20 protein-coding genes are annotated in these 25,916 nt (G+C 68.0%); 10 read left to right on the top strand and 10 right to left on the bottom strand.

From position 1 onward, the window contains the following. Positions 1-2 precede the first annotated feature (2 nt). The gene (locus ACR9FL_RS12195) at positions 3-1,502 is read left to right on the top strand and encodes a UxaA family hydrolase (protein WP_436355780.1); all 1,500 of its coding nucleotides are present in this window, start codon (positions 3-5) and stop codon (positions 1,500-1,502) included. Positions 1,503-1,529: 27 nt separating this feature from the next. Here ACR9FL_RS12195 and ACR9FL_RS12190 read toward each other — a convergent pair whose 3' ends face one another. From ACR9FL_RS12190 to kduI, 4 genes are all read right to left on the bottom strand, one after another. Further along, on the bottom strand, positions 1,530-3,179 hold the full coding sequence (locus ACR9FL_RS12190; protein ID WP_436355779.1) for a pectate lyase: 1,650 nt from the start codon (positions 3,177-3,179) through the stop codon (positions 1,530-1,532). A gap of 128 nt (positions 3,180-3,307) precedes the next feature. Beyond that, complete coding sequence (locus ACR9FL_RS12185) at positions 3,308-4,411, bottom strand: PfkB family carbohydrate kinase (RefSeq protein ID WP_436355778.1); 1,104 nt, start codon at positions 4,409-4,411, stop codon at positions 3,308-3,310. A 21-nt stretch (positions 4,412-4,432) separates the two neighbouring features. After that, positions 4,433-5,191, bottom strand: a complete 759-nt coding sequence (gene kduD, locus ACR9FL_RS12180; protein ID WP_296172956.1) for a 2-dehydro-3-deoxy-D-gluconate 5-dehydrogenase KduD — start codon at positions 5,189-5,191, stop codon at positions 4,433-4,435. A gap of 12 nt (positions 5,192-5,203) precedes the next feature. Then, the gene (kduI, locus tag ACR9FL_RS12175; RefSeq protein WP_436358155.1) at positions 5,204-6,049 is read right to left on the bottom strand and encodes a 5-dehydro-4-deoxy-D-glucuronate isomerase; all 846 of its coding nucleotides are present in this window, start codon (positions 6,047-6,049) and stop codon (positions 5,204-5,206) included. A 152-nt stretch (positions 6,050-6,201) separates the two neighbouring features. Here kduI and ACR9FL_RS12170 point away from each other — a divergent pair, with 152 nt between their 5' ends. Then, complete coding sequence (locus tag ACR9FL_RS12170) at positions 6,202-6,843, top strand: RpiB/LacA/LacB family sugar-phosphate isomerase (protein ID WP_436355777.1); 642 nt, start codon at positions 6,202-6,204, stop codon at positions 6,841-6,843. Positions 6,844-6,918: 75 nt separating this feature from the next. Here ACR9FL_RS12170 and ACR9FL_RS12165 read toward each other — a convergent pair whose 3' ends face one another. Further along, positions 6,919-7,971 carry a LacI family DNA-binding transcriptional regulator gene (locus ACR9FL_RS12165; RefSeq protein ID WP_436355776.1) on the bottom strand — a complete coding sequence of 351 codons (1,053 nt, stop codon included), beginning with the start codon at positions 7,969-7,971 and terminating at the stop codon, positions 6,919-6,921. 173 nt (positions 7,972-8,144) lie between these two features. Here ACR9FL_RS12165 and ACR9FL_RS12160 point away from each other — a divergent pair, with 173 nt between their 5' ends. The 3 genes from ACR9FL_RS12160 to ACR9FL_RS12150 all read left to right on the top strand — a co-directional run bounded on the left by ACR9FL_RS12160 (position 8,145) and on the right by ACR9FL_RS12150 (position 11,412). Then, positions 8,145-8,972, top strand: a complete 828-nt coding sequence (locus ACR9FL_RS12160; RefSeq protein WP_436355775.1) for a 2-keto-4-pentenoate hydratase — start codon at positions 8,145-8,147, stop codon at positions 8,970-8,972. A 174-nt stretch (positions 8,973-9,146) separates the two neighbouring features. Beyond that, positions 9,147-10,364 (top strand): MFS transporter, encoded by a 1,218-nt coding sequence (locus ACR9FL_RS12155; RefSeq protein ID WP_436358154.1) that lies wholly within the window; start codon positions 9,147-9,149, stop codon positions 10,362-10,364. A gap of 67 nt (positions 10,365-10,431) precedes the next feature. Beyond that, a complete protein-coding gene (locus tag ACR9FL_RS12150) occupies positions 10,432-11,412 on the top strand; it encodes an alpha/beta hydrolase (protein WP_436355774.1) in 981 nt (326 codons plus the stop codon). Here the strand turns inward: ACR9FL_RS12150 and ACR9FL_RS12145 are convergent. Next, positions 11,409-12,962 (bottom strand): carboxylesterase/lipase family protein, encoded by a 1,554-nt coding sequence (locus ACR9FL_RS12145; protein ID WP_436355773.1) that lies wholly within the window; start codon positions 12,960-12,962, stop codon positions 11,409-11,411. The genes ACR9FL_RS12150 and ACR9FL_RS12145 overlap by 4 nt on opposite strands. Before the next feature lie 170 nt (positions 12,963-13,132). On the opposite strand from ACR9FL_RS12145, the gene ACR9FL_RS12140 reads away from it, so the two are divergent. From ACR9FL_RS12140 to ACR9FL_RS12120, 5 genes are all read left to right on the top strand, one after another. After that, entirely contained in the window at positions 13,133-14,026 is an 894-nt protein-coding gene (locus ACR9FL_RS12140; RefSeq protein WP_436355772.1) for an ABC transporter ATP-binding protein, read from the top strand. An 11-nt stretch (positions 14,027-14,037) separates the two neighbouring features. Continuing rightward, positions 14,038-17,613 carry an ABC transporter permease/M1 family aminopeptidase gene (locus tag ACR9FL_RS12135; RefSeq protein WP_436355771.1) on the top strand — a complete coding sequence of 1,192 codons (3,576 nt, stop codon included), beginning with the start codon at positions 14,038-14,040 and terminating at the stop codon, positions 17,611-17,613. Between the two features lie 136 nt (positions 17,614-17,749). Continuing rightward, on the top strand, positions 17,750-18,124 hold the full coding sequence (locus ACR9FL_RS12130) for a BlaI/MecI/CopY family transcriptional regulator (protein ID WP_296172970.1): 375 nt from the start codon (positions 17,750-17,752) through the stop codon (positions 18,122-18,124). Next, positions 18,121-19,827: a M56 family metallopeptidase gene (locus ACR9FL_RS12125; protein WP_436355770.1), complete on the top strand. Its 1,707-nt coding sequence runs from the start codon at positions 18,121-18,123 to the stop codon at positions 19,825-19,827. The genes ACR9FL_RS12130 and ACR9FL_RS12125 overlap by 4 nt, the downstream gene beginning before the upstream one ends. 95 nt (positions 19,828-19,922) lie before the next feature. Beyond that, on the top strand, positions 19,923-20,423 hold the full coding sequence (locus ACR9FL_RS12120) for a hypothetical protein (protein WP_436355769.1): 501 nt from the start codon (positions 19,923-19,925) through the stop codon (positions 20,421-20,423). Here ACR9FL_RS12120 and ACR9FL_RS12115 read toward each other — a convergent pair. The 4 genes from ACR9FL_RS12115 to ACR9FL_RS12100 all read right to left on the bottom strand — a co-directional run bounded on the left by ACR9FL_RS12115 (position 20,420) and on the right by ACR9FL_RS12100 (position 25,828). Beyond that, positions 20,420-22,696: a CHASE2 domain-containing protein gene (locus tag ACR9FL_RS12115; protein ID WP_436355768.1), complete on the bottom strand. Its 2,277-nt coding sequence runs from the start codon at positions 22,694-22,696 to the stop codon at positions 20,420-20,422. The genes ACR9FL_RS12120 and ACR9FL_RS12115 overlap by 4 nt on opposite strands. 3 nt (positions 22,697-22,699) lie before the next feature. Then, positions 22,700-24,049 carry a FecR domain-containing protein gene (locus tag ACR9FL_RS12110; RefSeq protein WP_436355767.1) on the bottom strand — a complete coding sequence of 450 codons (1,350 nt, stop codon included), beginning with the start codon at positions 24,047-24,049 and terminating at the stop codon, positions 22,700-22,702. After that, positions 24,046-24,795 carry a response regulator transcription factor gene (locus ACR9FL_RS12105; protein WP_105561877.1) on the bottom strand — a complete coding sequence of 250 codons (750 nt, stop codon included), beginning with the start codon at positions 24,793-24,795 and terminating at the stop codon, positions 24,046-24,048. The genes ACR9FL_RS12110 and ACR9FL_RS12105 overlap by 4 nt, the downstream gene beginning before the upstream one ends. Before the next feature lie 148 nt (positions 24,796-24,943). Further along, positions 24,944-25,828: a LysR family transcriptional regulator gene (locus tag ACR9FL_RS12100; protein ID WP_436355766.1), complete on the bottom strand. Its 885-nt coding sequence runs from the start codon at positions 25,826-25,828 to the stop codon at positions 24,944-24,946. Positions 25,829-25,916 lie beyond the last annotated feature (88 nt).

Genomic DNA, 25,916 nt, shown 5'->3' with positions numbered 1-25,916 from the left:
TCATGAGCCGCGTTCTGACCCTGAACCCCGCAGACGATGTGGCCATCGCCCTGGACGAAATCGCCGTCGGCGAGGCGCCGGAAGGTCTGGACGCGCCCGCGCGCGCCGACATCGCCACCGGGCACAAGATCGCTCGGCGCGCGGTGGAGGCGGGCGGGCTGGTGCGCCGCTATGGCCAGGTCATCGGCCGGGCCAAGGCGGCTATCGCGGTCGGCGATCATGTCCATGTCCACAACCTGGCCATGGCCGAGGATGGGCGCGAGGCCGAGGTGGGGGCGGACGTTCACCCGCCCGAAGCCCTGTCCGGCGCGACCTTCAACGGCATCGTCCGCGCGGACGGTCGGGTGGGCACGCGGAACTATATCGGCGTCCTGACCAGCGTGAACTGCTCGGCCACGGTGGCGCGGCGCATCGCCGACGCCTTCCCCGACGCCGGTCTGCCCAAGGGCGTGGACGGGGTGGTGGCCTTTACCCATCAGGGCGGTTGCGGCGGGTCTTCGTTGAGCAGCGACACGACCCTGCTGCAACGAACGCTGGCGGGATACGCCCGGCATCCGAACTTCCATTCCATCCTGATCGTCGGTCTGGGCTGCGAGGCCAATCAGATCCCGGCCTGGCTGGCTAATGAGGGGCTGGAAGCGGGGCCGACCTTGCGCGCCCTGACCATTCAGGAGGCCGGCGGCACCGCCCGCGCCATCGAGGCGGGGATCGAGGTGGTGCGCGAGCTGGTGGCCGAGGCCGCCAAGGTTGAGCGTCAGCCGGTGTCGGCCTCGCACCTGACGGTGGGTCTGCAATGCGGCGGGTCGGACGGGTGGTCGGGCGTGACGGCCAATCCGGCGCTGGGGGCGGCGGTGGACCTGCTGGTCGCCCACGGCGGCTCGGCCATGCTGTCGGAGACGCCCGAGATCTGGGGGGCGGAACACCTGCTGCTGCGCCGTGCGGCGTCGCCGGAGGTGGCGGATCGGCTGAACGCGCGTCTGGAGTGGTGGCGGGCCTATGCCGACAAGCACGGCATGGAGCTGAACAACAACCCATCGCCGGGCAATCTGAAGGGCGGCCTGACCACCATCCTTGAGAAGTCTCTGGGCGCGGTGGCCAAGTCCGGTTCGACCCCGCTGAACGACGTGATCGGCTATGCCGAGCCGCTGAAGACCCAGGGGCTGAGCTTCATGGATAGCCCGGGCTACGACCCCTGCTCGGCGACGGGCCAGATCGCTTCGGGCGCCAATCTGATCGTCTTCACCACGGGGCGGGGCTCGGTCTTCGGGGCCAAGCCCGCGCCGTCGATCAAGGTCGCCTCCAACGCCAAACTGGCCAGCTGGATGGACGAGGACATGGACATCGACGCCTCGCCGGTGCTGACCGGCACGTCGATGCAGGATGTGGGGCAGGCCATCTTTGAGCGGATGCTGGCCGTGGCGTCGGGCGAGCGGTCCAAATCCGAAGCGCTCGGTATAGGCGACAACGAGTTCGTGCCCTGGCAGGTCGGCGCCTATCTCTAGGCGCCGACCTCGAAGGCTTGGCGGGCGTCAGCCCTCCAGAGTCTCGATCAGTTCACCCATGTTGCGGATGAAGACCTGGGTCGAGACGCACTCGACCGGATAGTCGGTGTTGTAGGGCGAGGTGTCCCACAGGTCGCCGACGCGGGTGGTCTGATACTCGCCGCCCGTCACCGCCGCCGGGGCCTCGCCGATATAGGGGTTCGACGTCGTGGTCATGGGCGAGGGCCAATAGCCGCGCGCGTTGAGCCCCGCGACCAGTTCGGCGGCGCGGCCCGGCGCGGGCCTGGCCAGCCGCCGCGCGTCCGATGACATGTCCCAGACGTCCACGTCCTGAAGGGTGAAATACTTCGGCAGCTTCAGCGTGCCCGCGCGGGCCTTCAGCGGCGAGTTGCGGCTGACCTCTTCGGGCGACTGGGCGGCCAGTTCCTCGTACTCGCGGCGCAGGGCGGCGGTGTCGACGTTGCGGAACGAGCCGTAGTGGACGATCAGATTGTTGGGGTTCGTGTCGGCGTAATACTGGCCGTTGGTGATGTTGGACCCCTTGCGGTGGATATAGACTGGGGTGTTCGAACCTTCGAGGATGAAGGTCGGATGGGTGCGGCCCGGCGCGATCAGGTTCTGCGGCGTCTTGACCTGATCCAGCCAGTCCAGGGCCTCGGGCAGGCGGGCCAGGTATTTGCGGTCGCCGGTCAGGCGATAGAAGCCCAACATTGACTTGATATTGGCGCCCGTGGTGTGGGTGGCGAAGGCCTGGGGCTCGATGGTGCGGGCGCCGGCGGGCTTCAGCGTGTCCGGGAAGTGCTGTAGGCCCCAGGCCGGCTGCGGCATGGGCTGCTGGGTCTTCACATAGATGTCCATGCCACGATGGATGGCGTCGAGCAGGCGTGGGTCGCCACGACCGTTCACCGCCAGACCCTGATAGGCGTAGAGCAGGAACTCCAGGTTCTCGCCGGCCACATCGTCGTTGAAGGTGATGTAGGGGGTGTAGTCCGCGTGGCCGTGGACGCCGCCGTTCTGGACGAAGGGATAGCGCTGGGGCCAGCCGCCGTTGGCGTACTGGGCGTCGAGGACGAACTGGATCGCCTTGTCCAGCGGGGCGCGATACTGGCGCTCGCGCTTCTCCAGATAGACCCGCAGCAGCAGTTGCGAGGCCTCGGCCGTGCCTGCGTCGTCGAAGGTGGCATTGCCGTAGTAGCGGTGGAATTCCTCCATCCGCCAGGCGTTCTTGCCATAGGTGGCGTACCAGCGCTTGAGCGCCTCTTCGCCCGCCGTGTCGATGACGTAGTTCCAGCCGCCCGCCGGATGCTGGCCGCGCACCAGGGCGTCGGTGGCGGACTTGGCGGCCTCGTAGAACTGCTCGTCGCCGGTGGCGTGGTAGGCGTCCAGATAGAGGTGGCCGACGGTGGCCGTGCCGGGCGGCTGGACCCAGATCATGGTCGGCGAGGCTTCCAGTTCGCCCCAGCGGCGCGAGAAGTCGGGCAGGACGTTCCAGACATAGCCGCCCTCGACCGCGGCCTCGTCGGTCATGAACCGGGCGGCGCGTTTCATCGCGGCCAGAACGGCGGCGCGGTCTGGCGCCGCCTGCATGACCGTCTTGGCCAGGGCTGGGGCGGAGGCGGCCGTGAAGGTCGCGGCGGCGCCGGCGGCCAGCAGGGCGCGGCGGTTCATGAGCGTCATGGTGTCTTCCTCGGATGCGTCGCCTCGCAGCTCTGACGGCTGCTTGAGTTCAGCGAAGCTAATCACGATTGACACCGGTTTCCTAGTGCCGGTTTGCGACCAGGAAGACGTCGGTTTTCACGAATCCGTCAGCGGCGGATGTCGAACCCGCCGTCGCCCATGGCCGCGCGCACCTCGGCGGCGGTGAACAGGTTGAAGTCTCCGGGGACCGAGTGTTTCAGGCCTGCCGCCGCCAGTCCGAAGTCGAGCGATTCCTGATCGGACCAGCCGCTCCACAGACCGAACAGGACGCCGGACGCAAACGCGTCGCCGCCGCCGACCCGGTCCACCACGCCGGTCATATGGATGGCCTCGGCGCAGGTTTCGACCACTTCGCCATTCGGGCCGCGTGTCAGCATGACCGCCGACAGGGCCTGATCCGCCACGCTTTCCTGCACGCGCAGGGTGCAGGCGATGCGTTGCAGGCGGGGGAAGGCGTCAAAGGCGGCGGCGGCGGCCAGACGGCGTCGCACATGGGGATCGGCGTGGTCGAACCTGGTCTTCAGCACCAGGGCGAAGTCGCGGTCGTCGGCGAAGGCGACCTCGGCCCCGGCCAGCATCCTGCCGAGGGTGGCGGGCGGATCGCCGGCCCATTGTTCCCACAGCTTGCCGCGGAAGTTGCCGTCGTAGCTGATGCGGACGCCCTTGCGGACCGCGGCCTCGACCAGTTCCACCGCGGCGCGCGAGCCGTTGGGGCCGGTGGCGGGGGTGACGCCCGAGACGTGCAGCCACTCATAGCCGTCGAGCAGGGCGTCCCAGTCGAAGGCGTCGGCGACGCGCTCGACAAAGGCCGAACCGGTGCGGTCGTAGAGGACTTCGGAGGGGCGGCGCACCGCGCCCGGCGTCAGGAAATAGAGACCCATGCGGCCAGGGGCGAAGACGATGGGCGTGGTGTCCACGCCGTAGCGCCGCACCTCGTCGCGCGCGGCCTGACCCAGGGCGTTGTCGGACAGGACCGTGGCCATCGCCGCCGGCGCGCCGAAGCGGGCCAGGGCGACAGCGACATTGGCCTCTGCCCCGCCCGGACGCGCGGTCAGGGCAGGGGACTGCAGCAGCAGTTCGTTCTGGTTCGGACTGAACCGCAGCAGCATCTCGCCGAAGCAGAGAATCTTGCCGCCATTCTGGGGGCCTATGCTCGCGACGCGGTCGCTCGCGGCTTGAGGCCCGGTTGCTGCTTGCTGGTCTTGGCTCATGGTTTGAACGCTAGCGCGGGATCAGCGCGCCAGCCAGCCGCCGTCGACCGGCAGGGTGATGCCCTGCACATAGTCGCTGGCGCGGCTGGCCAGGAAGACGGCGGCGCCGCCGATGTCCGACGGGTCGCCCCAGCGGCCAGCGGGGATGCGGCCCAGGATCTCCTTGGAGCGCACCGGGTCGTCCTGCAGGGCCTGGGTGTTGTCCGTGGCGAAGTAGCCGGGGGCGATGGCGTTGGCGTTGATGCCATGCTTGGCCCACTCGTTGGCCATCAGCTTGGTCAGGCCCGCCACGCCGGATTTCGACGCGGTGTAGGACGGCACGCGGATGCCGCCCTGATAGGACAGCATGGAGGCGGTGTTGATGATCTTTCCGCCGCGTTGGTCGGCGATCATCCGCTTGGCCGTGGCCTGGCTGAGGAAGAAGAGGACCTTGAGGTTGACGTTCATGACGTCGTCCCAGTCCTGCTCCGAGAAGTCCACGGCGTCGGCGCGGCGGATGATGCCGGCGTTGTTCACCAGGATGTCGACGGGGCCGAGGGCGGCGGTCGCCTCGTCCAGGACGCGCTCGACCGGTTCGATCGAGGTCAGGTCGGCCTGGATGGAGACGGCCTTGCGGCCTTTGGCCAGCACCTTGCCGACCGTGTCGTCCGAGGCGCGGCGCGCGACCGAGGCGACATCGGCGCCCGCCGCGGCCAGGGCCAGGGCGATGCCCTGACCGATGCCCGTATTGCCGCCGGTGACCAGCGCGACCTTGCCGGTCAGATCAAAAGGATTGGCCATGCTTCGCGCCCCTTATTTCAGCTGACAGATGTCGAGCTTATCCATGTCTGTGTAGTCCAGGTTCTCGCCGCCCATGCCCCAGATGAAGGTATAGTTCGACGTCCCCGCGCCCATGTGGATCGACCACGGCGGGCAGATGACGGCCTCGCCGTCGGCGACGACGATGTTGCGTGACTTGTCCGGCTCTCCCATGAAGTGGAAGACGCGGTCGTCCTCGCCCAGGCCGAAGTAGAGGTAGGCTTCCGAGCGGCGGTCGTGAATGTGCGGCGGCATGGTGTTCCACACCGAGCCGGGCTTGAGCACCGTCACCCCCAGCAGCAGCTGACAGGACTTCACCTTGGCGGGGACGATATACTGATAGATGGTCCGCTCGTTGGACGTCTCCAGCGCGCCCATCTCCAGCGGCACGGCGTCGGCGATCGAGATCTTGGTCAGGTCGTGGCGCGTATGGGCCGGGGTGGCGACCAGATAGAATTTGGCGGGATTGGCCGCGTCCTTCGATGTGAACCAGACATCCACCGAGCCCATCGGCACATAGGCGCCGTCGCGGAAATCCAGTTCGAGCACTTCGCGGTCGACGGTGACCGTTCCGGCGCCGCCGACGTTGACGATGCCCAGTTCGCGGCCTTGCAGGAAGGGGGCGCCGGCCAGGGATTCCGGCACGGAATGGGTCGGCAGGGTCAGCGGGCTTTGTGTCGGGGTCGCGCCGCCCATGATCATCCGCTCGTGGTGCGAATAGTTCAGGCTGATCTTGCCCGGAACGAACAGGCCCTGGATCAGGTAGCGATCCCGCAGCTGCTGGTTCGTCGCGCCGTCCATCATGTCAGGATGGGTGGCCTGATAGACCTTGTCGTACATGGGATCGTACATGCGGGGCTCCCTGGGAACTCGCGGCGGATCTTGCGTCCGTCCTTCGGTGGACTAGGTAACCGGTGTCATATAAGGATGCAATCGCTTAGACCATAATCGCCGACATCCGTCCGGCATCGCTTCGTCTTGAGGACACGCCCATGAAGATCGCTCTCATCATCGAAAACAGCCAGGCCGCGAAGAGCGAAGTGGTCCATGCCGCCCTGACCGCCGTGGCCGAGCCCCTTGGCCATGAGGTCTTCCACTATGGGATGTACACGCCCGAGGATAAGGCCTCGCTGACCTATGTCATGAACGGGCTTCTGGCCGGCATCCTGCTGAACTCGGGCGCCGCCGATTTCGTCGTCACCGGCTGCGGCACGGGCATGGGCTCCATGCTGGCCGCCAACTCCATGCCGGGCGTCTTCTGCGGCCTGGTGATCGATCCCACCGACGCCTTCCTGTTCGGTCAGATCAACGACGGCAACGCCATCTCCATGCCCTACGCCAAGGGCTTCGGCTGGGCGGCCGAGCTGAACCTGCAGGACGTTTATCGCAAGCTGTTCGAGGGCGAGCGCGGTCTGGGCTATCCCAAGGAGCGCGCCGTGTTCATGGCCAAGAACCGCAGCATCCTGAAGGACCTGAAGGCCGTCACCTGCAACGACATGCTGACCGTCCTGAAATCCATGGACCAGGACCTGCTCAAGGCGACCGTGGCCGGTGAAAAGTTCCAGGAATACTTCTTCGCCAACGCCACCGACGAGGGCATTCGCGAGTATCTGAAGGGCGTTCTCAGCGCATAATTCGCGCTCGAAACGGCCATGAAAACAGGGCGGTCGGCGCGCAGGCGTCGACCGCCTTTGTCGTTGTAAGCGGGGTCAGTTTTCCAGGGGGGTGGCGGAGTGGCGCACGACCAGGGCGGGACGGACCTCGGGCTGCTCCAGCTTGGCCGGATCGACGCCGCGTGTCGGCGCCAGAAGCTTCTCGGCGGCCATCCGCCCCATGTCGCGAATGGGCAGGCGAACAGAGGTGAGGTTGGGCCAGGCCCGCGCCGCCATGGGCAGGTCATCAAAGCCCACGATGGAGAGGTCGCGCGGCAGCTCCATCCCGCGCTCGCGCGCCGCCTGCATGACGCCCAAGGCCATGTCGTCGTTCAGGGTGAAGATGGCGGTCGGCGGTTCGGGCAGGGAGAGCAGGGCATGGCCCGCCTCGACGCCGGATTCGTAGGTATAGGCGCCTTGCCGGTCGTATTCTGGCGGCAGGGCGATGCCGCGTTCGGCCAGGGCGTCGATGAAGCCCTGACCCCGGACGACCGAGGACCGGAACGAGGCCAGGCCGCGCACCAGGGCGATGCGGCGGTGGCCCAGGTCGGCCAGATGCTGGGCGGCTTCGGCGGCGCCGATCCAGTCGTTGGTCACGACCATATTCTGCGGTTCGTCCAGCGTCAGCGAGGCGATGCGGACATAGGGGCAGTCCAGTTCGCGCAGCAGCGCGATCACCGAATCATCTTCTGACACCGAGGGCGGCATGATGACGCCGAACAGGCGCTGACGCTCGATGAAGCCGCGAATGTCCTTGAGCAGGGTGGGGGAGTTGCGGCTGCACGGATGGACGACCAGTTCGAAGCCCGATCCCTTCAGTGCGTCGAGGATGCCCTGCTGCATGTTGACGACATAGGTGGGGCTAGGCTGATCGTAGATCATCCCGACCAGGAAGGACCGGCGAAAGGCCAGGCCGCGCGCCTGAGGGTCGGGAATGAAGCCCAACTCGTCGATGGCGGCCTGAACCCGCTCACGCGTGTCCTCGCGCACGAAGGGCGACTGGTTGATGACGCGCGAAACCGTCTTCTTGGAGACCTCGGCCACACGGGCGACGTCGTTGATGGTGGCGCGCTTGCCCGTCTTGGTCGGCCGCGAATCGTCTTCCGACAACAGCGTTCCCCTTCGTGTTCTTATTCTGCCTTAAGGCATAGCCCCGCTCGGCGTCGCGCGCCATGGGCTGTTTTAAACGCGGATTGACACCGGTTTCCTAACCCGACCATTATCTGGCGTTTTCCAATGGGGCGTCATTTGACCGACCAGATCATTTCTTCGGAGCGCCACGCATGACGGCGGCTCCCGTTCAGACGCCGGACGCCGATCAGGGCGTCGCCGAGACCTTCGTCAGCGCGCGCCTCGCCGCGCGCGCCGTGACGGACTATCCGGGCGAGAGGCCCGAGCAGATGGCGCGGTCCTACGCCATTCAGGACGCCGCCATCGCCCTTTACCCCGACCGGGTCGTCGGCTGGAAGGTCGGCGGCGTGCCTCCGGCGCAGCAGCCGGTGCTGGGCATCCACCGCCTGGCGGGCGCCATCTTCGCGGGCAACGTCTGGACCGCCGGCGAGGCGCCGACGCCTCTGCCGGCCATCGAGGGCGGTTTCGCCGCTGTTGAAGCCGAGTTCATCGCTCGCATCGGCGCCGATACGGACCCGGCCAAGACCGACTGGACCGTCGAAGAGGCCGCCGATCAGATCGACGCCGTCTTCCTCGGCGTGGAACTGGCGGGCAGCCCGCTGTCGGCCATCAACGACCTGGGCTCGGCGGTGGTCGCGTCCGACTTTGGCAACAACGGCGGTCTGGTGATCGGGCCGGAACTGACCGACTGGCGCGAGCGCATGGATGCGATCCAGGTCGAAACGGTCATCGACGGCGTCAGCGTCGGCAAGGGCGGCTCGCTGTCGCTGGCCGGGGGGGCGCTGGAATCGGTGCGCTTCCTGCTGGAGCACTGTGCGCGTTGGGGCCGTCCCCTGACCGCAGGGACGCTGGTTTCGACCGGCGCCGTGACCGGGGTTCACCGCATCTACGCCGGCAGTGAATCGACGTGCGTGTTTGAAGGCGTGGGAGAAATCCGCTGCACGGTCGTCAAGGCCGCGCCGCATCCGACGCAAGACTAGTATCAACATCAGCGCGAACCCGTCCGCCGTTCAGGGCGGTCAAGAAGACGGGGCGCGCGAGGAAACCAAGGGAATGGGTCTCGTACCATGAGTGACGCTTCGAAAGCCGCACCCGCCGGGGAGGGGCCGATCCGCGTGAAGGCTCCGCCGGCGGGCAAGTACCGCTGGATCGTGATGTGGCTGCTGTTCGCCGCCATGGTCATCAACTACGTCGATCGTCAGATGATCGGCTTCCTGAAGCCGACGCTGTCGACCGAGTTCGGCTGGTCCGAGACGGACTATGCGGACATCGTCTTCTGGTTCCAGGCGTCCTACGCTGTCTTCTACCTGATCTTCGGGCGGGTGATGGACAAGATCGGGGCGCGCTGGGGTCTGGGGATCGCCTTCCTGATCTGGCAGATCGGCCACATGATGCACGGCGCCGCGCGCGACCTGTCGCACTTCATCATGGCTCGGATGCTGCTGGGCGTCGGCGAGGCCGGCGGCTTCCCCGGCGGGATCAAGGCCGTGGCCGAGTGGTTCCCCAAGAAGGAACGCGCCTTCGCCACCGGCCTGTTCAACGCCGGCACCAATATCGGCGCCATCGTCACGCCCCTGGTCGTGCCGGTTCTGGTGCTCAGCTTCGGCTGGCAGATGGCCTTCGTCGTCACCGGTCTGCTGGGCCTGATCTGGCTGCCGATCTGGCTGCTGGTCTATCGCCGTCCGCGTGAAGTGAAGAAGCTGTCCTCGGCCGAGCTGGAATGGATCGAGCAGGACCCGGCTGACACCGTCGAGAAGATCGGCTGGAAGAAGCTGCTGACGGTCAAGGAAACCTGGGCCTATGCCGCCGGCAAGTTCCTGATCGATCCGATCTGGTGGATGTTCCTGTTCTGGCTGCCCGACTTCCTCGGCAAGAGCTACGGCCTTGACCTGAAGACCTTTGGTCCGCCGATCGTGGCCATCTATCTGCTGTCGGATGTCGGTTCGGTCGGCGGCGGCTGGCTGTCAGGGCGGTTCATGAAGATGGGTATGAGCCTGAACAAGGCGCGCAAGCTGACCATGCTGATCTGCGCCCTGTGCGCCGTGCCGGTGGCCTTCGCCGCCTTTGCCTCCAACCTGTGGGTGGCGGTGCTGATCATCGGTCTGGCGACCGCGGCGCACCAGGGCTTCTCGGCCAACCTCTACGCCTTCCCCGGCGACGTCTTCCCGCGCTCGGCGGTGGGCTCGGTCGTCGGCATCGGCGGGATGCTGGGTGGTATCGGCGGCATGATCATGGCCAAGTACGCGGGCTTCGTTCTCGACAAGATCGGCACCTATACGCCCATCTTCGTGGTCGCGGCCTCGGCCTATCTGGTGGCGCTGCTGGTGGTTCACATCATCTCGCCACGCTACGAACCGGCCAAGATCGGATGATCTGACGCCGAGAGGGGCGCTCGTCTGAGGGGGCGAGCGTCCCTCTTCAATTCTGGAGGAGGCCGACGTGGATCTGCATCGACGTGGTTTGCTGACAATGGGCGCGGCGCTTCCGGCTCTGGCTGCGGCCTTGCCGGCTGTTGCGGAGGCTCAGACCGTCGCGCCGCCCGATCCGACCGAGATCGTCCGCCTGTGGCCCCAGGGCGCGCCGGGCGGGGAGGGGGTGACGGTGGTTCCCATCGTCCCTGAGCGCTCGACCGATCCCGCCTATCGCGACCGCTACGCTCAATACACGACCGACCCGATCATGACGGTGATGCGGCCCGAGAAGCCGAACGGCTCGGCCATGCTGCTGATCCCTGGCGGCGGCTATCGCTGGGCGGTGCTGGACAAGGAGGGCTTTGACGTCGCGCGAGTCTTCGCCGCCAGCGGCACGACCTGTTTCGTTCTGCGCTATCGATTGCCCGCAGACGGCTGGGCGGCGGGGGCGGACGCGCCGCTTCAGGACGCCCAGCGCGCCATCCGCCTGATCCGCAGCCGCGCGGCCGAGTTCGGCGTGCGGCCCGACCGGATCGCGGTGCTGGGGGCCTCGGCGGGCGGGCATCTGGCGGGGCTGGCCAGCGCGCGGACGGATGCGGCCTATACCCCGACGGATGAAGCGGATGCGGCGTCGCTGCGGCCCGATCTGACGGTGCTGATGTATCCGGTGACGACGATGGCTGATCCGCACGTCCATGCCGGATCGCGGACCCATCTGCTGGGCGAGGCGCCGAGCGAGGCGCGCATCGCCGCCTATTCGCTGGAGCGGATGAATTGGGCGGGCGCGGCGCCCGTCTTCCTGCTGCACGCCATGGACGACGCCTCGGTGCCGGTCGAGAACAGCCTGATGCTGCTCGCCACGCTGAAGGCGGCGTCGGTGAAGTCCGAGGCCCACCTGTTCCAGGAGGGCGGGCATGGTTTCGGCATTCGCCTGATCCAGGGGCGGCCGGCTGCGGTCTGGCCTGAACTGGCGCGGGCATGGGCGGCGCGTCTGGGCTTTCCGCTCTAGGTTCCGGGCTGGATGTAGGGAATGGTCGAGAAGAAGGCCCGCTCGTCGCCGCGCGGGTCGTTGGCCATCCTAGGCTCGACGTCGAACAGCAGAGTCTGGCGCGTCGGCAGCTCATAGCGGTCCCAGCGTGGCACGCCCGCGTGGTTGGGATCGCCGGTGCGGGCCAGGGCGATGAAGGCGTCGCTCATCATGTCCGAGACCCCTTGGGCACCCGGTCCGTTGGTGCGTGATCCCGGCGCATTCACATTGTCGAACACCAGGGGGATGTCGGCGGTGTGGAAGGCGCCCTTCCGCCCGGAGGTCATTTCACCGGGGAAATCCAGTTGATAGACCCAGGCAGGCGCGCCGGCCATGGCGCGCGCCTCGGCCTCGATCACGGCGCCGCGCCAGGAGCGTCCGGCCGTGGTGGCGGCGATCAGGACCTGATCCGGCGACCAGTCAGGATGCATCCGGCGGTAGCCCGCGATCACGGCCTCGGGCGTGATGTCGATACGCATGACGCCGGGCGACAGACGCGCGGGCAGGGTGTCCCACGTCAGCCCGACATTCTTGGGATCATTGCCCATGAAGCCCAAGGTTTCCTCGCGCGTATTGCCGATGATCATGGGGATGGTCAGGCCCTGCGGCGCGGCGTCGGGATAGAAGGGGTGGCGCGGCAGGCTGCGGAAATCCAGCACCGGCCCGAAATAGAGCCCGCCGTAGCCGAGGAGGGGGTCCTCGACGCCTTGGGCCGCCAGCAGGCGCTCGACCGGCAGGTTAATGGCTTCGTGGGCGCGATCCGGCGTCAGGCCCAGCGCCTTCAGCCAAGCGGTCGCGCGGGTCGTGGCGTTGATCGGGCCGGATGCCGTGACCTGTTGGCCGCTCATGGTGGCGGCGCGGTGGAACAGGCCTTTCGCTTCGGGCATGGCCATCAGGGTGGCGATCTTGGCTCCCCCGCCGGACTGGCCGAAGACCATGACCCGGTCGGGATCGCCGCCGAAGGCCGCCACATTGTCGCGCACCCAGCGCAGGGCCAGGATCAGGTCCAGTTGGCCGACATTGCCCGAGTCCTCGAACCCCGGCGTCAGCCGCGCCAGATAGGCGTAGCCAAGGGCGTTCAGCCGGTGGTTCAGCGACACCACGACTACATCGCCGCGCGCCGCCAGCCGCGTCCCGTCATAAAGGGGATCCGACCCCGATCCGCTCGAATAGGCTCCACCGTGGATATAGACCATGACCGGCCGACGCCCCGCATCGAGACCCGGCGTCCAGAGGTTGAGGAACAGGCAGTCCTCGCTCTGGTTTGGCTCATCGCCCCTTTGCGGGCTGGCGGCGCCATAGTCGAAGGCGGGGGCCGGGTCACGCCAGGGCGTCGGGGGCTGGGGCGGCTGGAAACGCTGCGTCGGCGCGCCGTACCGGACGCCCTTGAAGACGGCGATCCCGTCCTGACGCCGACCGATGATCGGCCCGGCGGTCGTGACGGCGCGCGGGTCGGAGGGCTTGGCGTGGCTGGCGGCGGCGGTGGCGCTGGCGGCCAAACCGGCCAGAACGGCGGCGCGTCGCGTCATCATGGTCATCCCTCCCAAGAAACCGGTGTCATCTCTGTAGCAGGTGATCCTGAGCGGGTTCCATAGGGGCCGTGCAACGCGTCAGGCGACCAAACCTGTCCAATCTGTAACTTGTCGAGGGGGAGGGGAAACCGTCAGTGTGAAGTCTCTTTTACATATCGCGGGGGCGCTTCATGCTGACGATCAACAATCTGGTCCATGTCTACGGCAACGGGACACGGGCTCTGGACGACGTCAGCCTGACGATCCCCACCGGAATGTTCGGCCTGCTGGGTCCGAACGGGGCGGGCAAGTCTACGCTGATGCGGACCATCGCCACCCTGCAGAGCCCGACCTCGGGCGAGATCCGCTTCGGCGACATCGACGTGATCCGCCAGCCGGAGCAACTGCGCCGCACCCTGGGCTATCTGCCCCAGGACTTCGGCGTCTATCCGCGCGTCTCGGCCTACGACATGCTGGATCACATGGCGGTGCTGAAGGGCATCGCCGACGGCAAGGAGCGCAAGCAGACGGTCGAGGCCCTGCTGAATCAGGTCAATCTGTGGAGCGTCCGCAAGAAGGCCCTGGCCGGCTTCTCGGGCGGGATGCGCCAGCGCTTCGGCATCGCCCAGGCCCTGATCGGCAATCCGCGCCTGATCATCGTCGATGAGCCGACCGCCGGTCTGGACCCGGAGGAGCGCAACCGCTTCCTCAACCTGCTGGCCGAGATCGGCGAGAACGTGGTGGTCATCCTGTCGACCCACATCGTCGAGGACGTGGCCGACCTGTGCCCGCGCATGGCGGTGCTGGCGGGCGGCAAGATCCAGCTAGAAGGCGCGCCGCTGGAGCTGATGAAGCAGATGTCCGGCCGCGTCTGGAAGAAGGCCATCGCCAAGGAGGCGCTGCCGGAACACCGCGCCCGTTTCGAGGTCATCTCGACGCGCCTGTTCGCCGGTCAAACCGTGATCCACGTCCTGGCCGACGCCAAGCCCGGCGAAGGCTTCGAGCCGGCCTCGGGCGGTCTGGAGGACGTCTATTTCTCGACGCTGGCCGCCTCGCGTCGTCCCGCCGCCGCTCAAGCCGCCTGAGGCCCCGGATCATGTTCGGGAAAGTCGCGGCCTTCGAGTTCCGCTATCAGCTTCGCCAGCCCGCCTTCTGGGTCATTTCCATCCTCTTCTTCTTGCTGAGCTTCGGCTCGGTCGCCAGCCCGAACATCAGCGTCGGGTCGGGCGGTAATGTCTTCAAGAACGCCCCCTATGCGATCGCCAACGCGCATCTGATCTTCAACATCTTCTTCATGCTGGCGACGACGGCCATCGTCGCCAATGTCGTGGTGCGCGACACCACGACGGGCTTCGGTCCCATGATCCAGTCCAGCCGGTTGTCGAAGTTCGACTACCTCTATGGCCGCTTCCTCGGCGCCTTCGCCGTGGTGGCCCTGGCCTTCCTGAGCGTCGCGCTGGGCATTCTGATCGGCACGTTGATGCCCTGGGTGGACAAGGAGACGGTCGGTCCCTTCCGGCCGCTGGACTATCTTTACGGCTTCGTCGTCCTGGGCCTGCCGGGGCTGCTGTTCAGCTCGGCGGTCTTCTTCACCCTGGCGACGGTGACGCGCTCGATGATGGCCACCTATGTCGGCGTGGTCGCGATCGTGGTCCTCTATTTCACTACCACCTCGGTCTTCGGCTCCAAGCCGGAGCTTGAGACCCTGGTGGCCTGGCTGGAGCCGTTCGGCGCCGGCGCCTATGGCCTGGCGACCAAATACTGGACGGCGGCTGAGCGGAATACGATCAATGCGCCCCTGACCGGCGTCCTGCTGGGCAACAAGCTTCTGTGGCTGGGGATCAGCCTGGCCTTCCTGGCCGCCGCCTTCCCCCTGTATCGTCCGTCGCCGCGCGGGGCCAAGCTGCGCAAGCAGGAGAAGCTGCGGGCCTTGGCCGACGCCGCGCCCGAGGCGTCCGCGCCCGTCGCGCCGCTGGCCGCGCCGACCTACGGCTTCAAGGCGGGATGGGCGCAACTGGTCTCGCGCACCGGCTTCGAGATGAAGGCCGTGTTCAAGAGCCCGGCCTATTTCGTTCTGCTGGCCCTGGGCTTCGCCTTCAGCATCATGACCCTGTTGTTCGCCGGTGAGCTTTACGGCGCGCCGGTCCTTCCCGTGACGCGGGTGGTGATCGAGACGCTGGGCGGCGCCTTCGGCTTGGTCATCATCATCATCGCCATCTACTACTCCGGCGAACTGGTCTGGCGTGACCGCGAGCGGCGCACGCATGAGATCATCGATTCCACTTCGACGCCTGACTGGACCTTCCTGCTGCCCAAGACCCTGGCCCTGGTGCTGGTGCTGGCGTCGACGCTCCTGGCGGCCGCGCTGGCGGGCATGATCGTCCAGACCTTCAAGGGTTATACGAACTACGAGGTCGGCAAGTATCTGTTCTGGTATGTCGTGCCCCAGGCGATCAGCTTCTCGCTGATGGCGGTGCTGGCCATCTTCGTGCAGGCCCTGTCGCCCAACAAGTTCGTCGGCTGGGCCGTCATGGTGGTCTATCTGATCTCGACCATCGTCCTGTCCAACCTGGGCTTCGACCACGTCCTCTATCGCTACGGCTCGGGGACGGGGATGCCGCTGTCGGACATGAACGGCCTGGGCAAGTTCGCCGGCTATGCCGCCTGGATGCAGGCCTACTGGTCGGCCTTCGCCATTGTCCTCCTGGTCGTCGCCTATGGCCTGTGGCGGCGGGGGGCGGAGACGCGCTTCATGCCGCGGCTCAAGCGTCTGCCGCGTCGCCTGATGGGACCGGCGGGCGTGATCGGGGGCGTCGCCCTGACCGCCTTCGTGGCCCTGGGCGTCTATACCTACATCAACACCAACGTCTGGAACGAGTACCGCAGCCGCGATCAGCAGGAGCAGCTGATGGCGGACTACGAGAAGACCCTGCTGAAGTATGAGAAGACGCCGCAACCCGCGATCACCGACGTCAAGCTGGATCTGGACCTCTATCCGCACCAGCCGCGTCTGACGACCAAGGGCAGCTATGTCATCGAGAACCGCACGGGGGCGCCGCTCAACGAGGTGCACCTGCGCTGGAACCACGGTCTGAAGATCGAGAAGCTGGACGTCCAGGGCGCGACGGTGGCCAAGGAGTGGCCGCAGTTCGAGTACCGCATCTATCGCTTCGCCACGCCCATGCAGCCGGGTGAGAAGCGCACCATCGCCTTTGAAACCGTTCTGGAGCAACGCGGCTTCAAGAACAGCGGCGACACCACGCGGATCGTCGACAACGGCACCTTCGTCAACAACGGCGAGTTCGGCCTGACCATCGGCATGGGTCGCGACGGGCTGCTGTCTGATCGGGCCAAACGCCGCAAGCACGGTCTGCCGGCCGAGCTGCGGATGGCCAAGCTGGAGGACGAAAGCGCGCGGGCGCACAACTATATCGGCTCCGACTGGGTCAATGCCGACATCACTGTGACCACGGTCGCCGATCAGACGCCGATCGCACCGGGCTACAAGGTGTCGGACGTGACGAAGGACGGCCGTCGCACGGCCCGCTTTGTCACCGAGGCGCCGGTGTTGAACTTCTTCTCGGTGCAGTCGGCCGACTATCAGGTGGCCAAGGAGCAGCACGGCCCGATCGAACTGGCTGTCTATTACCACAAGGGTCACGAGCGGAACGTGGCGCGGATGCTGGCGGGGATGAAAGCCTCGCTGGACTATTACGGCACGGCCTTCAGCCCGTACCAGTTCCGTCAGGCCCGGATCATTGAGTTCCCGGCCTACGCCAGCTTCGCCCAGGCCTTCGCCAACACCATGCCCTATTCGGAAGGGCTCGGCTTCATCGCCGACCTGACCGACGAGGAGAAGATCGACTACGTCACCTACATCACCGCCCACGAGGTCGGACACCAGTGGTGGGCGCACCAGGTGGTCGGTTCGGACCAGCAGGGCTCGACCCTGCTGTCGGAATCCCTGGCGCAATATTCGGCGCTGATGGTGATGGAGAAGCTCTACGGACCCGACAAGATCCGTCGCTTCCTCAAGTATGAGCTCGACCGCTACCTGCGTTCGCGCGGCATGGAGCGGTTGGAGGAGATGCCGCTGCTGCGCATCGAGAACCAGCAGTACATCCACTATCAGAAGGGCGGCCTGGTCATGTACCTGCTGCGAGATCAGATCGGCGAGGAGGCGGTGAACCGCGCCCTGCGTCGGGTGCTGGCGCAGTACGCCTTCAAGTCCGCGCCCTATCCGCGCTCGCTGGACCTGGTGGCGGCGCTGCGCGCCGAGGCGCCGGCGGACAAGCAGGCCCTGATCACCGACCTGTTCGAGAAGATCACCCTGTATGACGTGAAGACCAAGTCGGTCACGGCGACCAAGCGCGCCGACGGCAAGTGGGACGTCGCCCTGACGGTCGAGGCCCGCAAGCTCTACGCCGACGGCAAGGGCGAGGAGACCGAGGCCCCGCTGAACGAGACCTTTGACGTCGGCCTGTTCTCGGCCGAGCCGGGCAAGGGGGCGTTCGACCGCAAGTCGGTCATCCTGATGGAGCGCCGTCCCCTGCGCAGCGGAACCCAGGTCTTCCGCTTCGTCACGGACCAGAAGCCGGCCTTTGCGGGGATCGACCCCTACAACCGCTGGATCGACCGCAACTCGGACGACAACGTCAAGCCGGTCGGCTGACGCCTGCGCCTTCTCCTCCCGCTGCATGGCGGGAGGAGGGGCCTACGGCGAGTTAATCTCTCTGCCTCATTTTAGACTCGATCCGCTACGCATGTAGCGCTACAAATGTAGCGTCAACCGATGCGGAGAGTCCCCAGTGATCGAGTCCCTGCCCAGACGCGAACGCGAAGTGTTCGAGACCCTGTGTCGACTGGAGACCGGCACCGCTGCAGGGGTGCGCAACGCCCTGACCGACACGCTCAGCGATTCCGCCATCCGCACACTGCTGGCTCGACTGGAGGCCAAGGGTCTGGTTGAGCGCGAAGCGGGGGCCGAGGGCTTTGTCTATCGCCCCGTGCCGCGCACCGAGACCGTCGCCGCCGGCGCCCTGCAGCGCATGATCGACACCTTCTTCGCCGGGTCCGCCGCCAGCGCCGCCACCGCCCTGCTGGGCATGGGCCAGCGCCTGACGCCCGATGAAGCCGCCGCCCTGGAACGCGCCATCGACGAAGCGGTGGAGCGTCAGCCATGACCCTGGCCCTGTTTGCATCCCTGCTGGTCAAGTCCAGCCTGATCGCAGCGGCCGGCCTGATCGTCGCCCGTTTCGTCGCGCGCCGCGCCGCCGACCGGGTAGACATCCTGCGCGCCACTGTTGCCCTCTTGCTGGTCCTGCCGCTTCTGGCGGCCGTGCTGCCGACGCTTGAGCTGGGATTGCTGCCCGCCTCGTCGGTCGAAGCCGCCAGTCAGCCAATGACCCCGCTGTGGTCAGGCGAGGTCGGTCCCGTCGCGGGCGTCGCCGTCTCGGCCAGTCTGCCCTGGCCATCGCTGGCGACCGTGGCCGTCGGCCTGTGGCTGCTGGGCGCGGCGGCGGTCGTGGGGCGGCTGCTGCTGGGCCTGAACACCCTGAGCCGCTGGACCGAGCAGGGCAGGGCGGTCAAATGCCCCGCCTGGCGTTCGCCGCTGGAGCCCCTGGCCCCCGCCGCCCGTCCGCGTCTGGTCAGCAGCGAGCGGGTGTCCAGCCCGCTGAGCTGGGGCGTGGCGCCCGGCGTCATCGTCCTCGACCCCGCCAGTCTGGCCGAGCCGCACACCGCCTCCGCCGTTCTGGCGCACGAACTGGCCCACCTGCGGCGCAAGGACTGGGTGTTCCTGATCCTGTCGCGGCTGGCCCTGGCTCTATTCTGGTTCAACCCCCTGGTCTGGCGTCTGTCCGCCGTCCTGGCCGAGACTTCGGAAGAAGCCGCCGACGCCGAAGCCGTGCGGACCGTCGATCGCCGCGACTACGCCCGCGTCCTGGTCCGACTGGCCGCTCATTCCACCCCTTACCCCGCGACGGCCATGGCCGCCGACGCCCACACGCTTGAGAAAAGGATCGCCTGCATCATGACGAACGCCTCTGCTCGCCGTCGCCCACTGGCGGTCGCCCTGACCGTCGCCGCACTCGCCGTCGTCGCCACGCCGCTGGCGGCCCTGGAACTGCGGGAGCAGGCGTCCGCCTATGCCCCGCCGCCTCCGCCGCCGCCTGCACCTCCGGCCCCGCCGGCGCCCCCCGCGTCTCTGACGGTTCAGGCTCCGCCTGCGCCTCCGGCCCCCCCGCCGGTCGCGCCGCCCGCACCGCCGGCGCCCCCCGCGCCGCCGCCTCCGCCGCCCGGGCGTGTGACGACCTATTATTCGTCGAACGGCTTCTACTTCGAGAACGCCACGCCGGAACAACGCGCCGAGGCAGACGCCGCGCAGGCTGCCGCTCGCGAGGCTCGGGCTCTGGCCGCCGACGCCCGTCGTCAGGGGGAAGCAGCGCGCCAACAGGCGGTCGAAGCCCGCGCCCAGGCGGCGGTCGCGCGCCAGCAAGGCGAGGAGGCTCGCCGTCAGGCGGTCCAGGTCCGCGCCCAGGCCGCCGTCGCTCGCCAACAGGCCGAACAGGCGCGCGTCCAGGCGGCCGTCGCCCGCCGACAGGGCAATGAAGCCCGCGTCATCGCGGCGCGGGCGCGTGTCCAGGCGCGCGAACAGATGGGGCGCGGCGCGGAAAACATGCATCGCGGCGCGGACAACATGCGCCGGGAAGCGGTCCGCCTGCGCGATCCCGCCTATCGCGCCGAGCAGATCGCCCGCAACCGCGAGCAGGGCAACATCGTCACCGACGCCGAACTGATCGCCCTCAGCCCGAAACTGGTGGAGCAGGCCGCTGACCTGGATCGTCGGGCGGAAGAACTGGCCGCGCGGGCGAAAGAGCCCGCCTAGTTGTGCCTAGAGGCAAAAGCTCTGTCGTGAGGCGCGCGTCGCACGGCAGAGCTTTCGCCTATGGCTCGCGAGCGGACGGGGCGATAGGCTGGGGCATGGCCCGCTGTTTCCTGATCCTGTCCGCCGTCGCTGTGATTTCCCTGTCGGCCTGCGCGTCTGGCCCCAAGGTCGTCGCCACCCCGCCGACGGCCCTGCCGAGCACGGCGCCGACCTATCGTCTGGTTGCGTCCGATCCTGCATCCGTGGCGGATCAGGCAGTGCAGGCGGCGGTTCGCGCCCAACTGGACGCCCAGGGCTGGCGCGAAACACGCGAGGCTCCGGCCTGGCGGATCGAGGCGGCCTATGCCGTGCGACCGCAGAAGACCGGCGCCTATTCCGATGTTTCGGCGCGAGCGGGCGATTGGCTGGATGCGCCGATCGTGCCGCAGTGGTGGGGCGCCAAGCGCCTGACCCACAGTCTGACCCTGACGCTGCATGGCCCCGAGGCCGAGCCGGGGGCCTATCAGGCCAGCGCCGTGACCACGGTCGGGCCGCGCCGGGCCGATGAGGCGCTGGACCTTCTGGCCGCCGCCGCGGTGGCCGAGCTGAAGCCCTAGTCGGTCTCGATCAGGCGGGGCAGGGTCAGGACGAAGGTCGCGCCGACCGCCCCGGCCTCATAGCGGACATGGCCGCCGTGACGCTCGGCCACGGTGCGGACGAAGGCCAGACCCAGACCCGCGCCCCTGTGGTCGGCGTCGCCGTGGCCGAAGGGCTGGAACAGCCGCCGCGCCGCCTCGACCGAGAGGCCCGGTCCCTGATCGCTGATGCGGACCTTGCAGAGGTCGCCGTCGTCGGACGTCTCGATGTCCAGGGTGCAGGCGATGACGCCCTTTGGCGGACCGTATTTCAGCGCATTGTCCAGAAGATTGGTCAGCAGCCGGCGCAGGAGGGCGGGGTCGCCCTCGACCAGGTATTCTTCGTCGCCCGTCGGTGTCTGGATCGTCACGCCCTTGGCCGAGGCCTGGGGCCAAAGGGTGTCGGCGGCGTCCATCAACACCTGGCCGAGGTCGAGGACCACGGTGCGATAGGGTTGGGACTCGGCGCGGGCCAGTTGCACATAGCCTTCGGCCAGATCTAGCGTCTGGCGGGCATAGTCGCCGATACGGCGCTCGAAGGCGGGGTCGGTCCGGCTCTGGCTTCCTTCCAGCAGGGTCAGGATCGAGACCTGGGGCGCGCGCATGTCATGGCTGAGCAGTTGCAGCGCCTGTTCGCGCTGACGTTCGGCGACGCGGAACAGGGTCATGTCGGCGAAGCGGACGATGTGGCCGATGGGCTGGCCCAAGGCGTCGGTCAGGGCGGCGGCGGCGACCTTCATGGTGCGGCCGCCGGGGGTCTGGATGTCGCCCGGATCGGCGTCTTCGGCCACTAGGAAGCGGCGCCATGACGGCTCGCCCAAGGACTGGAACAGGGCCGCCAGGTCGGCTTGCCCGTCCAGCGCGGGGTTGAACAGATGGCGCGCCCGGTCGTTGGACAGCAGGACGCGACCTGTCGGATCGGCGACTACAGTGGCGTCGGGCAGGCTGCGCAGGGCGTCAGAGATGAAGCGGTCCAGGTCGCGAAGCTGTTTCAGGGCCGCGCGCAGGGCGTCCACCTGCTTGGCCACCACGTCGCCCTGGGGGCGGAACGAGGACAGAGTCGCGCCGGGCAGGGACGGGGCGTCGCGCTCGAAGGTCTCGACCTCGCTCTGCATATAGGCCGAGGCGGCGGCCAGGCGGCGCCAACTCCAGAAAGGGTAGGCCAGGGCCAGACCCGCGACGGCGGCGGCCGGCGGGAACCACAGGTTCGCGCTCAGAAAGGCCGTCAGGCTGGCGGCCAGGGTCAGGACGATCAGCCCCGCGCCCAGCACCATGTTGGCGAAGGGGCGCAGGAACAGGAAGCCGCCCACCAGCAGGGTCAGGGGCGCCAGCGACAGCGCCAGCACCCAGGGTGGGGACAGGGTGCGCGGGCCGCCGCCCTCCAGCAGGGTTTGCAGCAGGGCGGCCTGGATCTCGACGCCGGGGCTCAGTTCGCCGTGCGGCGCGGCCGGGGTGGCGTAGCGGTCGCCCAGGCCCGGTGCGGTCGCTCCGACCAGGACCAGCTTGTCCTTCAGAAAGGCGGGGGGGACTTCGCCGCTCAGCACGTCGGCGAAGGACAGGGTGCGGAACCGTCCCGGCGGGCCGCGATAGGCGATGGCCTCGGGACGGGCGGCGATCAGGGCGTCGGGCAAGGCGGCGTCGGGGTCAGGCGATGGCGTGGCGACGCGGGTTCGGGCCAGCGGCAGGATCAGTTGCGGCCAGGCCTGATCCCCGCCCTGCATGTAGAGCGGCAGGCGGCGGACCACGCCGTCGCCGTCCACCGTCAGATTGACATGGCCGAGACCGGCGGCGGCCTGGGTCAGGGGCGCCGCCGGCTCGCCGACCCGCCAGGGGGCGCCGTCCTCGCCCGGCGCATCGACCAGCAGGGGCAGATAGACGTTCTTCGCCCGCGCCAGCGCCGCGGCCAGGGCCGGGTCGCCGGCTTCCGGTTCGGTGAACAGCACGTCGTAGGCGACGGCGCGAGGGCGAGCCTGGGCCAGACGATCGATGAGGTCGGCGTGGAGCGTGCGCGGCCATGGCCAGCGGCCGAGGGCCTGCAGGCTGCGGTCATCGATGGCGACGATGACGACGGCCTCGTCGGCAGGGCCGTCCTGAAGCCGGATCAGGGCGTCATAGACTAGGTTGTTCGCACGGTCGGCAGCCGAACCGAGCGCAAGCCAGCCGACGACCAGGGAGGTGAGGATGGCGACCAGGCCCCACTCGATCAGGGCCCGGCGACCCGAAAGCCTGGCGCCCCGCAGCCGGACATCCGCCATGGATCAGCGTCCGACGCGTAGTTGCTGTGGCTCTGACCAGACCTGCAAGAGCCGGCCGAAGCGATGGCGCGTGCCCTGGACCCGCCAGGTGTAAACACCGGGCGGCAGGTCGGTCAGGGTAAAGGCCTGGTCGGTTAGGCCGGGGTGATCGATCAGCGGCGATCCCTCGGGCGCGCCGTCGGCGCCTTCTCGAGACAGTTGGAAGCGGAACTGGGCCTCGCCTTCGCCCTGGGCCTCCCAGCGGAAGCGGTAGAAGCGCCGACCGTCGAGGGCCGAATTGCTGGACGCCAGGCCGCCGACGCCGTTGCGGGCCCGAATGAAGCTGTAGGTGGTGCTACGACCCTCGACCCCATCGGGCGACAGGGCGCTGAGGCGCAGGAAATAGGCGCCGTCCGTCAGGTCAGCGAAGGTCAGGCGCGCGTCGCCCGACGCGGAATCCGTCTCGGCGAAGGCGTCGATCATGCCCGCATCCGTCGCCAGTCGCCCGCGATAGCGGTCCGCGCCAGACAGGGCGTCGATGTCGAAGACGGCCTCGCGCCCCGATTGGACCTCGTCGGGGCGGGCCAGGGCGGGCACGAGCAGAAGCGGAACGAGGATGGCGCCGGTCGCGCTGGCGGCCACGCCTTCTGTGGCCGTTGCGACGGTTTCGACCAGGCCGTCACCGGATTCGACCTCGACCCGGCCTTCGATGACCTCGGTGGCGGAGCGGTCTGCGGCGTCGTTGAAGGCGACGCGGAACTCGGTGCCGCGCACGGCGGAGACCGAGACAGGGGTGCGGACGACGAAGCCGCCGGGCCGTTGGCGCGGCGTGACGCGGGACTCGGCGCGACCGGCCTCGACCGTCATGGCGTGATCCACGGCGCCGTTGAGCGCGTAGCGACGCAGACGGGTCAGGCGCACCCGGCTGTTGGAGGGCACGACCACATGGCTGCCGTCGGACAGGGCCAGTCGAACGAAGGCGTTGGCGCCGGTGGTCAGAACCGCGCCCTCGGACACGGTCTGTCCCTGGCTGGGCGCACCGGTCGCAGGCCCTTGCGACAGGGTGACGGCGCCGCGGAAGCTGGCGATCCGGGCCTGATCCGGGTCGGCGCGCAGCAGGCTGACGGGAAAGGCCAGGTTGCGCCCGGTCGCCATGCGGTGCGGGTTGGCGACCCGGTTGCGGCGCTGGAGTTGGCGATAGTCGGCGGGGCGATTGAGATAGGCGACGGCCAGATCGATCAGGGTGTCGCCGCGCTGGACCCGATAGTCGATGGCGTCATCGGGCGCGGCGGGCGCCCGAGATTGGGCGTAGGCGGGCGAGGTGGATACAAGCAGCGCCAGAACCCCGGCCGCCATCGCCCGCTTTTGCATCATCCCGACGTCTCTTCCGCGTTCGCAATCGTGTTCGCGGCCGCTGCGACGGCTTCGTCCGCCGCGCCGGCGCGCTCCAGACGGTATCCGTAGCTGTAAATGGGCGTCAGACGAAAGCCCCGCTCGGGCCGCAGGTTCAGCTTGGTGCGAATGCGCGAGATGTGCATGTCCAGCGAACGGCTGTTCAGATTGGGTTCGTTACCCCAGACCGTCTCCAGAATATAGGTCCGGGACAGGGCGCGGTGCAGGTTGCGGAACAGCAGGCGCGCCAGGGCGAACTCCTTGGCGGTCAGCACCACGGTCTGGCCGTCGCGCGTCACGGCGCCGGCGGATTCATGGAAGACGGTGTCGCCCAGGATCTCGGCGCCCGGCGCGGAAGGCTGGGCATAGGCGCGGCGCATCAGGGCGTTGATGCGGGCGGCCAGAACCGACGGGGACAGGGGCTTGGGCAGGTAGTCGTCGGCGCCGGCGTTCAGGCCCGCCACGATGTCCTCGTCCTCGGCGCGGCTGGTGACCAGCAGCATCGGCGGCGGCGGGCGCAGATTGGTGCGCGCCCAGGCCAGGACCTCAAGTCCGGAGCGGTCCGGCAGGTTCCAGTCCACGATGAGGAGGTCGAAAGTGTCCTTGCGCAGCGCCGAGATCAGCGCCTGGGCGCGAGAGAAGAGCACGGCCCGATAACCCAGCCCTTCAGCCGCCGTGGCCATGGTCTCTAATTGAACTGGATCGTCGTCGAGAAGGGCGATCTTCATTTTACTTTACGCTCCGCAGTCGGCTTGACCATAGCCCGCCATTTCTGGGTTGTGGCCAAAGTCAGCCGGTCAGAATGTAAAATTGCGTCACTTCCGACCATCAAGTGAAGCTTGATCACATAACCATGATCGAGGGCGGAAATGCGCCCTAGACGCCAAATGGCGACAGACGCTCAGCCGCTTCACGGCAAAGACCCTTGATCCAGCGCCTCGCCGCCTTCAGTCGGGCCGTGCCGTGGACCTCGCGGTGGGTGCTGAGCCAGAAGCGGCGTTCGATCAGGACGGTGTCGGGCAGGATGCGCGTCAGCCCCTCGGCCAGAAAGCAGGGCAGGACGCCGATGCCCCCGCCCGCCGCAATCATGTCCCGCTGCGCCCGGATCGACGAAGACGCCAGGCGCGGGCGCAGATTGGGACGGATCTCGTCCAGATAGTGCAGTTCCGGCGCATAGATCAGGTCGTCGACATAGCCGACGATGTCGCAGTCCGGCAGGTCGTCCACGCGCTCGGGCGCGCCACGCTGGGCCAGATATTCGGGCGAAGCATAGAGCGCCAGTTGATAGGGCGTCAGCGGCTCGACGATCAGGCGCGGGCTGGCGGCGGGGCTGAGAGTGATGGCCATGTCCACCTCGCGGCGGCTGGGCGACAGGAAGCCGGAACTGGCCGCCAGTTCGATGTTCAGCCCTGGATGCGCCGCGAGCAGGCCGGGCAGGGCGGGGGCCAGGACCGCGCCGCCGAAGCCTTCGGAGGCGCTGATCCGCACCGTGCCGGCGATCAGGTCGGGCCGCGTCACCCGCTCGGCCGCCTCCATGGCGCTTTCGGCGTCCAGCGCTGTCTCCAGCAACTGCGCCCCCGCCGCCGTCAGCAGCAGGCCCGACGCCGAGCGCACCACCAGGGTCGACTTCAACGCCGTCTCCAGACGCGCCACGCGTCGCCCGACCGTGGCCGCGTCTATGCCCAGCCGCTGCGCCGCCGTCGCCAGCGAGCCGGCCCGCGCGGCGGCGATGAAGATGCGAACATCGTCCCAGTCGAACATTGCACGAATGCACAGCATAGGATGCAAGATTGCAATGGGTGGTTTGGCGTCCGTCTGCTAGGCCATGATGAAACGAACAACGACATCA

This window comes from Brevundimonas sp. CEF1 (genome assembly GCF_051353055.1).
Classification (GTDB): Bacteria; Pseudomonadota; Alphaproteobacteria; order Caulobacterales; family Caulobacteraceae; genus Brevundimonas.
This window is presented reverse-complemented; position numbering and strand designations above follow the sequence as displayed.